The sequence below is a fragment of the Variovorax sp. GW821-FHT09D05 genome (assembly GCF_059416325.1).
The window spans coordinates 13,683-26,241 of record NZ_JBWKOZ010000007.1 but is presented as its reverse complement, the minus strand read 5'-3'; the positions used below and the strand labels follow the sequence as shown (position 1 = coordinate 26,241).

Genomic DNA, 12,559 nt, shown 5'->3' with positions numbered 1-12,559 from the left:
TGAAAAAAAAGCCGCCACATTGCTGTGGCGGCTTTGTTGTTTGTGTGGCGTGTTCAGTCTGCTGCGGGTGCTTCGGGTGCTTCGACGGCCGGCGCCGCAGGTGCCTCGCGATCAGCGCGCGCGCGTTGCAGCGTGCGCGTCACCTCGCCGTGCTTCATGCCGTACATGTCGGCGAACTCCTGCTCGCTGCGGCCGCTGGCCTCGAAGGCGCGCAGCAGCGCCTCGCGCTTGGCGGCCTGCTGGGCGAGTTCGGCCAGGGCTTCGTCCACCACGGCGTTGTTGTTCTCGTCACGCGAGCGCACCAGCACTGCATAGGCCTCGCGATCCAGGCCCGAGGCCTCGACGGCCTTGGCGATGCGCGCGACCAGCTGCGGGCGCAGGTCTTCGCCGTTGGCACGCTGCAGGCGGCGGCGGTGCAGCTCGAGGATGGCGTGGTGCACGTGCTCCGGCGCGACCGGGTCGAGCGCGTTGCCGTCGAGGTCGTGGCGCGCCAGGCCGGCGGCCACGGCTTCCAGGTAGCGCGTGGAGCGCGCGTGCTGGCCCATGGCGATCTTCAGGTCTTCGGCCTTGAAGTCTTCGGGGTGGCGCGCGAGCAGTTCCTCGTACACGCCGAGCTTCAGCGGCACGAAGCGCGCGCCGAAGAGTTGCGGGTACAGCTCGAACAGGCGCTCGAGCACCGGGTTGACCTTGCGCGGCGCGCGCTGCGGTTGAGCCGCTGCCTGGCCCTGTGCCTGGCCTTGCGCACCTTGCTTGCGCGGCTGCTGTTGCTGCCGCTGCGGGCGCTGGTTGCCTGTGCCCTGGTTGTTCTGGCGGGGTGGGCGGGACTGGCGAGGCTGCTGCGCGGGAGTTTCCGCGCTGGTGCTCGTGCCCGAATCCGCATCGGGGCCGGCCTGCAGCTGCTTCAGCTGATCGGCCATGTCCAGTTGCTGACGCCGGGGCGGGCGCGCGTTCGTCTTCGGGGTGGCGGTGGAAGCGTCGGTCATGCGGGGGGCGCGGCGAGGGTCGCGGTGGAATGAAAGGGAAAGAAATGAAGTCCGGTTTGGCGCCTTCAGCGCGGCCGGAACATCCTGAAGAGATTGTCGGGGCTGACTTCGAAATAGTCCGCCGGTCCGCCGCCGCGCAGGATGGGCTGCGCCGCGGCGGTGTCGTAGATGCCGTCCTTCAGCAGGTGGCGCGCAATGTGCACACCCACCACTTCGCCGAGGATCAGCCAGGTTTGCACGGGCGTGCCGTCCACGCCCTCGAGCTGCAGGATCTGCGTGAGCCTGCATTCGAAGGACACGGGGCTTTCGGCTACGCGCGGCACCACGATGGTTTTGGAGGCGGCGGTCGTGAGCCCGGCGAGCTCGAACTCGTTCACCTCGGGCGGCACGGCGGCGCACGAGCGGTTCATCTGCTCGGCCAGCGGCCGGGTCGCCAGGTTCCAGCCGAACTCGCGCGTCTGGCGGATGTTGTGCAGGCTGTCCTTGGCGCCGATGCTGGCGAAGCCGACGATGGGCGGCGTGTAGTTGAAGGCGTTGAAGAAGCTGTAGGGCGCGAGGTTGAGCACGCCGTTCGCGTCCTGCGACGAGATCCAGCCGATGGGGCGCGGCCCGACCATCGCGTTGAACGGGTCGTGCGGCAAGCCGTGGCCCTTGGCGGGCTCGTAGAAGTGGAAGTCGTCGTTCGCCATCGATGTCCTCAGTGGCCCAGAGCCGAAGCCCGCGCCGCCTGCCGGCCGATCAGCAGCCGGAACGGCAGCAGCATCAGCACGCCGACGGCGAGCTTCACGGCGAGGTCGCCCAGCGCCCACGTGAACCAAGGGCCTTCGGTGCCCGCGAAGGCGATGCCCCAGAACACGATGCTGTCGAGCACCGCCGCGATCACGGTGGCCACCAGCGGCGCACGCCACCAGAGGCCGCGCCGCAGCCGGTCGAACACACCGATGTCGAGCAGCTGCGAAGCGATGAAGGCCAGCCCCGAGGCGGCCGCGATGCGCACCGGCGCGAGCAGCAGCGAGATGCCCACGGCGACGGCAAAGCCGACCCATGCCACGCGCCGCGCCATGCCGGGGCCGAAGCGCCGGTTGACGAGGTCGCTCACGAGGTACGCCACCGGGTACGTGAAGGCGCCCCAGGTCAGCCAGTCGTTGATGGCGAACTGCACGAGGATGTTGGAAGCCAGCACCACGGCTGCCATCGCGAGCGTGGCGGCGGTCAGCTGGCCGAGGGTGGGGCGCTCGAAGTGCATGACTTGCATCAGACGCTCGCGGTGCGTTCGCGTTCGGCCTCGGCCAGCACGCCGTGCGCCACGGCCTCGGCCACCTTGATGCCATCGACACCAGCTGACAGGATGCCGCCCGCGTAGCTCGCGCCTTCGCCGGCGGGGTACAGACCGCGCACATTGAGGCTCTGGAAGTCGTCGCCGCGCGTGATGCGGATGGGCGACGAGGTGCGCGTCTCGACGCCGGTGAGCACCGCGTCGTGCGTGTCGAAGCCCTTGATCTTGCGGCCGAAGGCGGGGAAGGCCTCGCGCATGGCCTCGATGGCGTAGGCGGGCAGGGCCTTGTGCAGGTCGGTCGGGGTCACGCCCGGCTTGTACGACGGCGTCACGCTGCCGAGCGCCGTAGAGGGCTTGCCGGCGATGAAGTCGCCCACCAGCTGGCCCGGTGCGCGGTAGTCGCCGCCGCCGAGCACGAAGGCGTTGCTTTCGAGTTCGCGCTGCAGTGCGATGCCCGCGAGCGCGTCACCAGGGAAGTCGCGTGGGTCGATGCCCGCCACGATGCCCGCGTTGGCGTTGCGCTCGTTGCGCGAGTACTGGCTCATGCCGTTGGTGACCACGCGGCCCGGCTCGCTGGTGGCTGCGACCACGGTGCCGCCGGGGCACATGCAGAAGCTGTAGACCGAGCGGCCGTTGCTCGCGTGGTGCACCAGCTTGTAGTCGGCCGCGCCGAGCAGCGGGTGGCCCGCATGGCGGCCCCAGCGTGCGCGGTCGATCAGGCCCTGCGGATGCTCCACGCGGAAGCCGATGGAGAAGGGCTTGGCCTCGATGTGCACGCCGCGCTTGTGCAGCATCTCGAAGGTGTCGCGCGAGCTGTGGCCCAGCGCCATCACCACGTGGTCGGCGCGCAGTTCGCTGCTTTGGCCGGTCGTCTGGTCGAGCACGGTGAGGCCGCGAAGGTGGCCGTCTTCGATGTGCACGTCCGTCACGCGCTGCTCGAAGCGGATCTCGCCGCCCAGCGCCACGATCTGCTCGCGGATGTTCTCGACCACCTTCACCAGCTTGAAGGTGCCGATGTGCGGATGCGCGACGTAAAGGATTTCGGGCGGCGCGCCGGCCTTCACGAACTCTTCCATCACCTTGCGGCCGAGGAAGCGCGGGTCCTTGATCTGGCTGTAGAGCTTGCCGTCCGAGAAGGTGCCGGCGCCGCCTTCGCCGAACTGCACGTTCGACTCGGGGTTGAGCACGCTCTTGCGCCACAGGCCCCAGGTGTCGCGGGTGCGCTGGCGCACGGTCTTGCCGCGTTCGAGCACGATGGGCTTGAAGCCCATCTTCGCGAGCATCAGCGCTGCGAAGATGCCGCAGGGGCCGAAGCCGATCACCACCGGCCGGGCAGTGCCTTCTGCCGCATTGGCCGGCGGCGTGTAGCGCATGTCCGGAGCGGCCTGGATGTGCGGATGGCCCGCGTGCTTGGCGAGCAGCGCGGCTTCCAGCTTCGCATCGGCCAGCTGCACGTCGCAGATGTAGACCGTGAGCAGTTCGACCTTGCGCGCGTCGAAGCTGCGCTTGTAGACGGTGTGGGAGGCGATCGCGTCGAGCGGAACGTCTAGCGTCCTGGCGATCAGGGTGACCAGCGCGTCGGGCGCGTGGTCGAGCGGGAGTTTGAGTTCGGAGATTCTCAGCATGGCATGGGGCTTGTGACTATCAAGCAGCCGGCCATTTTAGCTTCGTCGTTCGTGGAACACCGCGGAACCGGCTTTGCCGGGCCGCTGGTGTTGCCCCCGGTAGGGGGTTGGCGAAGCGACACGAAGTGCGCGTAGCCTGGGGGCGAGCCAGATCAGGCGGGCAGGAAGCCCTCTACCGACAGGTACCGCTCGCCGGTGTCGTAGTTGAAGCCCAGCACCACCGCATCGGGTGCCAGCGAGGGCAGCTTCTGCGCGATGGCAGCGAGCGTGGCACCCGACGAAATGCCGACCAGCATGCCTTCCTCGCGCGCGCAGCGGCGGGCCATTTCTCGCGCCGGTTCGGCATCGACCTGCAGCACGCCGTCGAGCAGCGAGGTGTCGAGGTTCTTCGGAATGAAGCCCGCGCCGATGCCCTGAATGGGGTGCGGCGCCGGCGCGCCGCCGGAAATGACCGGCGAAGCCACCGGCTCGACCGCGAACACCTGCAGCTTCGGCCACTTCTTCTTCAGCACCTGCGCCACGCCCGTGATGTGGCCGCCCGTGCCCACGCCGGTGATCAGCACGTCGATGCCATCAGGAAAGTCGGCCGCGATTTCCTCTGCCGTGGTGCGCACGTGCACTTCGACATTCGCGGGGTTGTTGAACTGCTGCGGCATCCACGCACCGGGCGTGCCGGCCACGATTTCCTCGGCGCGGGCGATGGAGCCCTTCATGCCGTTGGCGCGCGGTGTCAGGTCGAACGAGGCGCCGTAGGCCAGCATCAGGCGGCGGCGCTCGATGGACATGCTGTCGGGCATCACCAGGATCAGCTTGTAGCCTTTGACGGCCGCCACCATGGCAAGGCCGATGCCGGTATTGCCCGAGGTGGGCTCGACGATGGTGCCGCCGGGCTTGAGCGCGCCGCTTTTCTCGGCGTCTTCCACCATCGACAGCGCGATGCGGTCCTTGATGGAGCCGCCGGGATTGGCGCGCTCCGACTTGATCCACACCTGCTGCTTCGCATTGCCGAACAGGCGGTTGATGCGGATGTGCGGTGTGTTGCCGATGGTCTCGAGGATGTTCTGGGCCTTCATGGACGGAGTCTCCTTGGGTCAATGCGTTTGTCGGACGGACAGCGCGCATTGTGAGACCAGCCCATGACCCCTGCGGCCCCTATGCCGCTGCAGGCGTGAAGGTCATCGCCACGCCGTTCATGCAGTAGCGCAGCCCGGTGGGCTTCGGCCCGTCGTCGAACACGTGACCCAGGTGGCCGCCGCAGCGGCGGCAGTGCACTTCCGTGCGCGCCATGCCGAAAGACCGGTCCTGGTGCTCGCCCACGGCCTTGTCGAGCGGCTGCCAGAAGCTCGGCCAGCCGGTGCGGCTGTCGAACTTGGTCTTCGAGGAGAACAGGTCGAGCGCGCAGCCCGCGCAGCTGAAGCGCCCGGCCCGGTGCTCGTCGTTGAGCGGGCTCGTGTAGGGCCGCTCGGTGCCTTCCTGGCGCAGCACCGAGAACTGGCTCGCGGTGAGCAGCTTGCGCCATTCGGCCTCGGTGTGCGTGACTTCGAATTTCTCGTTGTCCGCTGCGTGCGCAGGGCGTGTGCCCCAGCCGAAGAACTGGGCAATGGCCAGCCCCAGGGTCGAAGTGCCAGCGGCAATGGCGAAGCGGCGTCTGGTGTTTTGCGTCATGCCCTTAGTTCGGGCCGACGAGGCGGCGGGTTACAAATAGCGGCGCAGCATCGCCTGAAAAGGCGCTTTCGCCCGTGAGGCGATAATTCGCCCCGTGAAGCACGCCAGACCGCCGCTGGTGCAAGTCTCGAAAGAGCGCACTGGAGGAACGTCCGGACTGCATAGGACAGCGCAGGAGTTAACGACTCTCCACCGTGAGGTGAGGATCAGAGCAACAGAGACGAGCCGATTAAGTTCGGGTGAAACGGGCAATCTCTGCGCGCAGCAACACCAAGTAGGCCAGTATTGAGGTGGTTCCGCTGAGCTGGCGGGTAGGTGGCATCGAGCCGTCTGGCGACAGACGGCCCAGAGTAATGGCGGTCACGTCGAGGGCTTCGCAAGAGGCCCTCGATGCACAGAATCCGGCTTATCGGCGGGCTTCACACTTTTCTTCTTCCCGTTTTTCTTTTTTTCGCGCCTTCGGCCTGAAGGCGGGCGACAGCCTTGCCGCCAGCAGGGATTGGTAGTTACCCGTACAATCGATAGCATGCTAATTAATAGGCGGCTACCGTGACCGACTCCGACAACTCCCAACCGACACGCGAAAACGCGCTGATGCGGCTCGGCATGTCGCTTTCGGTGCTGCAGCGCGGCTACCGCGCCCATGCAGACAAGGCGGTGGCGCACGTCGGGGTGTCGCAATCGCTGGCTTGGCCGATCGTGATGCTCGGCCGCATGAACGGCGAAGTGCGCCAGGGCGTGCTGGCCGAGGCGCTGGGCATCGAAGGCCCTTCGCTGGTGCGCTCGCTCGATCAGCTGGTCGAGGCCGGTTTCGTCGAGCGGCACGAAGATCCGTCCGACCGCCGCGCCAAGACCCTGCACCTCACCGAAGCCGGCAAGGCCGCCTGCGCGCCCATCGAGGCCGCGCTGAGCCTGATGCGCACCGCAATGTTCGAAGGCGTGCCGGACGAAGACATCGCGGCCTGCCTGCGCGTGTTCGCCGTGCTCGAAGAGCGCCTGGGCCGCGCCGCGCAGCCGCCGCAAGAAGGGCGCAAGTAAATGGCCGCGCTCAGCCTGCCGCGCTTCAGCCGCGCGGAGCTTCTCTTTTCCGGCAAGAGCTTCGCCGCGGCCATGCTGGCGATGTACCTTGCCAGCCGCGCCGGCCTGCCGCGTCCGTTCTGGGCGCTCATGACCACCTACATCGTCGCCCATCCGCTGGCCGGCGCCGTGCGTTCCAAGGCGGTGTACCGCTTCTTCGGCACGCTCATCGGCAGCACCGCCACTGTGCTGCTGGTGCCCGCGCTTTCCAACGCGCCCGAGCTGCTGACGCTGGTGCTCGCGCTGTGGGTCGGGCTGTGCCTGTGCATCTCGCTGCTCGACCGCACGCCGCGCTCGTATGTGTTCATGCTCGCGGGCTACACGGCGGCATTGATCGGCTTTCCGTCGGTGCAGACGCCGCTCGCGCTGTTCGACACCGCCGTGGCGCGCGTGGAAGAAATCGGCCTCGGCATCTTCTGCGCCACGCTGATCCACAGCCTCGTGCTGCCCGCGGGGCTTGCACCGACCGTGCTGGGCCTGCTTGACCGCACGCTGCAGGACGCGCGCAAGTGGCTCGGCGACCTGCTGCAGCCCGGCCGCAGCAGCAACGCCGATCCGAAACGCCTCGACGACGACCGCCGCCGCCTCGCCGGCGACATCACGCAGCTGCGCCTGCTCTCGACCCATGTGCCCTTCGACACCACGCACCTGCGTTGGACCGCGGGCGCCATCCGCGCCATGCAGGACCGCGTTGCCGCGCTCACTCCGGCCCTGTCGGCCGTCGAAGACCGCCTGCAGGCGCTGGAGCAGGCCGAAGGCCGGCTGGCACCCGATGTGGCTGCCGTGCTCTCGCGGGCCGCACAGTGGCTGCGCGAAGAAGCCGAACCCACCGGCGATGCAGCAACCCGCGCCGAACGCCTGCAAGCCCTGCGCCGCGCCATCGACGTACTGAGCGCCACACCCGCGAGCGCGCAGCAACAGACTCCATGGGGCCGCGCCCTGCGCATCGGCCTCGCAGGCCGTCTCGCAGAACTCGTCGACGGCTGGACCGCCTGCGCCCAGCTGCGCCTGGACATCGACGAAGGCCTGAAGGGCGCTGCGCCGCTGCGCCGCACGGCAGCGCTCGGCAGTCGAGTGCTGCACCGCGACTACGGCATGGCGCTGCTGTCCGCGCTTGCGGCCGTCATCGCCATCTGCCTGTGCGGCGCGTTCTGGATCGTCACCGGCTGGCCCATGGGCTCGGCCGCGACCATGATGGCTGCCGTCTTCTGCTGCTTTTTCGCCACCATGGACGACCCCGTGCCGGCGATCCACGGCTTCCTGAAGTGGACGCTGTTGTCCATTCCGATCTCGGCGCTCTATGTGCTGGTGCTGATGCCCACGGTGCAGGACTTCGGCATGCTCGTGGTCATCTGCGCGCCGCTCTTCCTGCTGCTGGGCCTCTACCTGCCGCGCCCGACGCATTTCATGCCCGCGATGGCGCTGATCTTCGGCGTGGCCGGCACGCTCGCGCTGCACGACACGGCCAGCTCCGATCTCGTGAGCTTCCTCAACAGCATGATCGGCCAGATCGTCGGCGTGGTCGTTGCTGCGCGAGTCACCCGCCTGGTGCGTTCGGTGGGCGCCGACTGGAGCGCGCGCCGCATCCAGCGCGCCACATGGCGCGAACTCGGCGACATGGCCGCGTCTTCTCAACCGCAGTACGCGCAGAGCGATGCTTATGCCGTGCGCATGCTCGACCGCATCGGCCTGCTCGCCCCGCGCATTGCGCAGGCCGGCGGCACCGTCGAAGGCGTGGCCGCCAACGACGCGCTGCGCGACCTGCGCATGGGAGCCGACATCGCCGTGCTGCAGCGCGTGCGCGCCCAGCTGCCGCTGGCCACATCGGCCGCGCTGCTGGGCGGCATCTCGCGCTTCTTCCGCCAGCGTTCGGAAGGCCGCATGAACCCGCGCCCGCCGGGCCTGCTGCCGCAGATCGACGAGGCGCTGAACGCAATGCTCGAAGCGCGCGACACCGCTGCTTCATCGACGTCGCGCGCCGCCGTTACCGCACTGGTCGGCCTGCGCCGCAATCTTTTTCCCGACGCGCCACCGATGCTGGGCGCGTCCAGGCAAGGAGCCTCCGCATGATCGGCGAAGCCAGTTTCTACGGCCTCTACCTGCCCTGGATCATGGTGCTGGCCCTCGGCGCGCTGCTCGCGCTGTGGGGCGTGCGCCGCCTGCTCGCGGCCACCGGCGTGTACCGCTGGGTGTGGCATCCGGCGCTGTTCGACATGGCGCTCTACCTGCTGCTGCTCTATGCGCTGAGCCGCGTCACCTCCTACCTCCAATAAACAGACAGACAACGAGATCTCCATGAAAGCCACCACCAGTCCTTCCGCAGAAAACCCATGGGCCCAACGCCTCGGGCGCGTTCTTTTCACCGTGGTCGTGGTGGCCGCCGCCGTGTGGGCCGGCCTGCGACTGTGGGACCACTACGAACTCGCACCGTGGACGCGCGACGGCCGCGTACGCGCCAACGTCGTGCAGATCGCGCCCGACGTGTCGGGCCTCGTCACCGCCGTGCCGATCCGCGACAACCAGCCGGTCGCCGCCGGCACGCTGCTGTTCGAGGTGGACCGTGCGCGCTACGACCTCGCCGTGCGCCAGGCCCAGGCCGTGCTCGCCGCGCAGCGCGCCCAGAGCGCCCAGGCGCAGCGCGAGAACACGCGCAACACCGGGCTCGACGACCTGATCTCGAAGGAGTCGCGCGAACAGACCCGCTCGCGCGTCGAGCAGATGCAGGCCGCGGTTGCGCAAGCCGAGGTGGCGCTCGATTCGGCCCGCCTCAACCTGCAGCGCGCCCAGGTGCGCGCGCCCACCGACGGCCTCGTCACCAACCTCGACCTGCGCCAGGGCAGCTACGCCGCTGCGGGCCGCCCGGTGCTCGCGCTGGTCGATGCGCAGTCGTTCTACGTCGAAGGCTATTTCGAAGAAACCAAGCTGCCCCGCATCCACCTCGGCGACCGCGTGCGCGTCACGCCCATGGGTGGCGGCGCGGTGTTCGAAGGCGCGGTCGACAGCGTGGCCGCCGGCATCGCCGACCACGACCGCTCCACCAGTGCCAACCTGCTGCCCAGCGTGAACCCGACCTTCAACTGGGTGCGGCTCGCGCAGCGCATTCCGGTGCGCATCAAGCTCGATCCGCTGCCGCAGGGCGCGCGCCTTGTTGCGGGCCAGACGGTGACGGTGCAGGTGCTGGAGAACAAGGCGGCGCAGAAGACGGCGGCAACGACCCCAGCGCCGCAGAAGGGATGAACAGCATGACCCGCTTCGCATTTCGCCTTGCATCGCTGGCCGTCGCCGCCGGGCTCGCGGCCTGCGCGGCGGTCGGCCCCGATTACAAGCAACCGCCCGAGGCGCTCGCCAGCCAGAGCGCTGCCGGCAAGCCCTTCGCCGAGGCGCCCGCCAACGCCGCTCCGCTGCCTGCGCACTGGTGGCGCCTGTACCACGACCCGCTGCTCGACAGGCTCGTCGAGCAGGCTCTCGCGCACAACACCGACCTGCGCCAGGCCGTGGCCAACCTCGAGCGCGAGCGCGCCATCGACGACGAAGTGGCCGGCGGCAAGTACCCCACCATCGGCGTGAATGGCGGCCCGTCGTTCGGCCACCAGTCGGGCATCCAGTTGCTGCAGCGCGGCTACGAGCCGCCGAGCACCTTCAACTACAGCCTGGGCGCCTCGCTGTCGTACCAGGTCGACCTGTTCGGCCAGCTGCGCCGCGCCATCGAAGCCTCGGCCGCCAACACCGAAGCGGCCGAAGCCGCGCTCGATCTGGTGCGCGTCAACGTCGCAGCGGGCACCGCGCGCGCCTACGCCGAAGCCTGTTCCACCGGCTTGCGCCTGGAGATCGCGCAGAAGTCCGTCGACCTGCAGAAAGACGCGGTGAACGTCACCGAGCGCCTGCAGAAGGCCGGGCGCGCCGGCGCCATCGATGCGGGCCGCGCGCGTGCGCAGCTGCAATCGCTCAACGCCGCGCTGCCGCCGCTGCAGGCCAGCCGCCAGGCCGCGCTGTACCGCCTGGCCACGCTCACCGGCGCGCTGCCGCAAGACTTTCCGCGCGAGGTGGCCGGCTGCACCACGCCGCCGCGCGTGGCCGGCGTGCTGCCCGTGGGCGACGGCGCGCAGCTGCTGCGCCGCCGGCCTGATATCCGCCAGGCCGAGCGCACGCTGGCCGCGTCCACCGCGCGCATCGGCGTCGCCACGGCCGACCTGTACCCGCACGTGTCGATCGGCCTGTCGGCAATGTCGGCCAGCACCGCCGCCGATTTCGGGCGCAAGGACAGCATGAGCTACAGCCTCGGCCCGCTGATCTCGTGGACGATTCCGAACACCGGCGTGGTCCAGTCGCGCATCGCGCAGGCCGAGGCCGGCACGCGCGGCGCGCTCGCCAAGTTCGACGGCACCGTGCTCACCGCGCTGCGCGAGACCGAGACCGCGCTCGGCAACTACGCCCGCGAACTCGACCGCCGCGCTGCGCTGGAAGCCTCGCGCGACCAGAGCGCCATCGTCGCGCGGCAGGCACGCCAGCTCTACCAGAACGGCCGCACCGGCTACCTCGATTCGCTCGACGCCGAGCGCGCGCTGGCCGCGAGCGAGTCCGCGCTGGCCGCCAGCGAAGCGCAGCTGTCCGACGATCAGGTCATGCTTTTCATGGCGCTGGGCGGCGGCTGGGAGCCTGAAGATACGAACCTTGCGCAAGGCAACCTGACCGGCGGCGCAACCATCACCAAGCAATGACCGCAGCCATCACCTCCGAGCCACAGCGCCGCCCGCACGCGCCGCTGTGGCTGCTGGCGCTGGTCACCTTCAGCGGCACGCTGGCCATGCACATCTTCGTGCCCGCGCTGCCCATCGCCGCAAAGAGCCTCGGCGCCGGCATCGGCGCCATGCAGATGACGGTGAGCCTCTACATCTTCGGCCTGGCAGTGGGCCAGCTGGTGTACGGCCCGCTGGCCGACCGCTACGGGCGGCGGCCGGTGCTGCTGTTCGGGCTGGGGCTGTATTGCGTGGCGGGTCTTGCGGCCGCGGTCGCGCCAGAAGTGCATTCGCTCATCGCGGCGCGCCTGTTCCAGGCGGTCGGTGGCTGCGCCGGCCTCGTGCTCGGCCGCAGCATCGTGCGCGACACGGCCGAGCCGCAAGAGGCCACGCGCCGCCTCGCGCTGATGAACCTGATGGTCACCATCGGCCCGAGCCTCGCGCCGCTGCTCGGCGGTGCGCTCGCCACCGCGCTGGGCTGGCGCTCGATCTTCTACGCGCTCTTTGCCCTCGGCGTCATCGGCTTCCTGTTCACCTGGCGCCTGCTGCCCGAAACCGGCGCGCCCGGCGCGGCCGTCAATGCGCGTGAGCTCGCGCGCAACTACAGGAAGCTGCTGGCCTCGCCGGCCTTTCTCGGCTTCTCGGTCGGCGGCGGCTGCGCCACCACGTCGATGTATGCCTTCATCGCCTCGGCGCCCTTCATCTTCGTGGACCAGCTGCACCGGCCGGCGCACGAGGCGGGCATCTACCTCGCCATCCTGGTGTCGGGCGTGTGGCTCGGCAGCTTCCTCACCAGCCATCTGATCTCGCGTGTGCGGGTCGACCGCCTCATGGTCCGCTCGAACGCCTTGAGCGTGGCCGCGGCCTTCGTGTTGCTGGGCGCGGCGCTGACCGATCACCTCTCGGTGCCGCTCATCGTCGCCTGCATGTTCCTGTTCACGGTCGGCGCCGGCATGGCCTCGCCGGCCGCGCTCACGCAGGCGATCAGCGTGAACCCGCAGGTCATCGGCTCGGCCTCGGGCCTTTACGGCTTCACGCAGATGGCCGTGGGCGCGCTGTGCACGGCGCTCGCCGGCATGGGCCACCGCAACCCCGCCCTGGCATCGGCCATCGTGCTGGCGGGGGCGGGCATCGTGGCGCAGCTGTCGTTTGCGGTGGCGCTGCGCGCGCAGAAGGCCCGCACGCTCACGGCGTGAG

General features: G+C 69.2%; 12 protein-coding genes and 1 other RNA gene. 7 read left to right on the top strand and 6 right to left on the bottom strand.

Annotation, left to right across the window (positions count from 1 at the left end):
• Positions 1–53 precede the first annotated feature (53 nt).
• From AC07O3_RS19545 to msrB, 6 genes are all read right to left on the bottom strand, one after another.
• Positions 54–983: a ProQ/FinO family protein gene (locus AC07O3_RS19545; RefSeq protein ID WP_495340086.1), complete on the bottom strand. Its 930-nt coding sequence runs from the start codon at positions 981–983 to the stop codon at positions 54–56.
• Positions 984–1,048: 65 nt separating this feature from the next.
• Positions 1,049–1,672, bottom strand: a complete 624-nt coding sequence (locus AC07O3_RS19540; protein ID WP_495340085.1) for a flavin reductase family protein — start codon at positions 1,670–1,672, stop codon at positions 1,049–1,051.
• 8 nt (positions 1,673–1,680) lie between these two features.
• Positions 1,681–2,238: a VUT family protein gene (locus AC07O3_RS19535; protein ID WP_093173148.1), complete on the bottom strand. Its 558-nt coding sequence runs from the start codon at positions 2,236–2,238 to the stop codon at positions 1,681–1,683.
• Positions 2,238–3,884: an NAD(P)/FAD-dependent oxidoreductase gene (locus tag AC07O3_RS19530; protein ID WP_495340084.1), complete on the bottom strand. Its 1,647-nt coding sequence runs from the start codon at positions 3,882–3,884 to the stop codon at positions 2,238–2,240. Before AC07O3_RS19530 ends, AC07O3_RS19535 begins: the two co-directional genes overlap by 1 nt.
• Positions 3,885–4,036: 152 nt before the next feature.
• The gene (gene cysK, locus AC07O3_RS19525; protein WP_093056344.1) at positions 4,037–4,957 is read right to left on the bottom strand and encodes a cysteine synthase A; all 921 of its coding nucleotides are present in this window, start codon (positions 4,955–4,957) and stop codon (positions 4,037–4,039) included.
• A gap of 79 nt (positions 4,958–5,036) precedes the next feature.
• Complete coding sequence (gene msrB, locus AC07O3_RS19520; protein ID WP_489017303.1) at positions 5,037–5,549, bottom strand: peptide-methionine (R)-S-oxide reductase MsrB; 513 nt, start codon at positions 5,547–5,549, stop codon at positions 5,037–5,039.
• Between the two features lie 96 nt (positions 5,550–5,645).
• On the opposite strand from msrB, the gene rnpB reads away from it, so the two are divergent.
• From rnpB to AC07O3_RS19485, 7 genes are all read left to right on the top strand, one after another.
• Positions 5,646–5,974, top strand: an RNA gene (gene rnpB / locus AC07O3_RS19515) — RNase P RNA component class A.
• Between the two features lie 169 nt (positions 5,975–6,143).
• Entirely contained in the window at positions 6,144–6,587 is a 444-nt protein-coding gene (locus AC07O3_RS19510) for a MarR family winged helix-turn-helix transcriptional regulator (protein ID WP_093056399.1), read from the top strand.
• Positions 6,588–8,696, top strand: coding sequence for an FUSC family protein (locus AC07O3_RS19505; RefSeq protein ID WP_495340083.1), 2,109 nt, complete (start codon positions 6,588–6,590; stop codon positions 8,694–8,696).
• Positions 8,693–8,899: a DUF1656 domain-containing protein gene (locus AC07O3_RS19500; RefSeq protein WP_093056341.1), complete on the top strand. Its 207-nt coding sequence runs from the start codon at positions 8,693–8,695 to the stop codon at positions 8,897–8,899. Before AC07O3_RS19505 ends, AC07O3_RS19500 begins: the two co-directional genes overlap by 4 nt.
• Positions 8,900–8,921: 22 nt before the next feature.
• A complete protein-coding gene (locus AC07O3_RS19495) occupies positions 8,922–9,863 on the top strand; it encodes an efflux RND transporter periplasmic adaptor subunit (RefSeq protein ID WP_093056340.1) in 942 nt (313 codons plus the stop codon).
• Positions 9,860–11,344, top strand: a complete 1,485-nt coding sequence (locus tag AC07O3_RS19490; protein ID WP_495340082.1) for an efflux transporter outer membrane subunit — start codon at positions 9,860–9,862, stop codon at positions 11,342–11,344. Before AC07O3_RS19495 ends, AC07O3_RS19490 begins: the two co-directional genes overlap by 4 nt.
• Entirely contained in the window at positions 11,341–12,558 is a 1,218-nt protein-coding gene (locus AC07O3_RS19485; protein WP_093056338.1) for a multidrug effflux MFS transporter, read from the top strand. The genes AC07O3_RS19490 and AC07O3_RS19485 overlap by 4 nt, the downstream gene beginning before the upstream one ends.
• The last annotated feature ends 1 nt before the right edge of the window (position 12,559 follow it).

Excerpts from the sequence above, each read along its gene's own strand:
- AC07O3_RS19500 (WP_093056341.1), top strand. The coding sequence starts at position 8,693 with ATGATCGGCGAAGCCAGTTTCTACGGCCTCTACCTGCCCTGGATCATG.
- AC07O3_RS19510 (WP_093056399.1), top strand. The coding sequence starts at position 6,144 with ATGCGGCTCGGCATGTCGCTTTCGGTGCTGCAGCGCGGCTACCGCGCC.
- AC07O3_RS19485 (WP_093056338.1), top strand. The coding sequence starts at position 11,341 with ATGACCGCAGCCATCACCTCCGAGCCACAGCGCCGCCCGCACGCGCCG.
- AC07O3_RS19545 (WP_495340086.1), bottom strand. The coding sequence starts at position 983 with ATGACCGACGCTTCCACCGCCACCCCGAAGACGAACGCGCGCCCGCCC.
- msrB (WP_489017303.1), bottom strand. The coding sequence starts at position 5,549 with ATGACGCAAAACACCAGACGCCGCTTCGCCATTGCCGCTGGCACTTCG.
- AC07O3_RS19535 (WP_093173148.1), bottom strand. The coding sequence starts at position 2,238 with ATGCAAGTCATGCACTTCGAGCGCCCCACCCTCGGCCAGCTGACCGCC.
- AC07O3_RS19540 (WP_495340085.1), bottom strand. The coding sequence starts at position 1,672 with ATGGCGAACGACGACTTCCACTTCTACGAGCCCGCCAAGGGCCACGGC.
- AC07O3_RS19505 (WP_495340083.1), top strand. The coding sequence starts at position 6,588 with ATGGCCGCGCTCAGCCTGCCGCGCTTCAGCCGCGCGGAGCTTCTCTTT.
- cysK (WP_093056344.1), bottom strand. The coding sequence starts at position 4,957 with ATGAAGGCCCAGAACATCCTCGAGACCATCGGCAACACACCGCACATC.
- AC07O3_RS19495 (WP_093056340.1), top strand. The coding sequence starts at position 8,922 with ATGAAAGCCACCACCAGTCCTTCCGCAGAAAACCCATGGGCCCAACGC.
- AC07O3_RS19530 (WP_495340084.1), bottom strand. The coding sequence starts at position 3,884 with ATGCTGAGAATCTCCGAACTCAAACTCCCGCTCGACCACGCGCCCGAC.
- AC07O3_RS19490 (WP_495340082.1), top strand. The coding sequence starts at position 9,860 with ATGAACAGCATGACCCGCTTCGCATTTCGCCTTGCATCGCTGGCCGTC.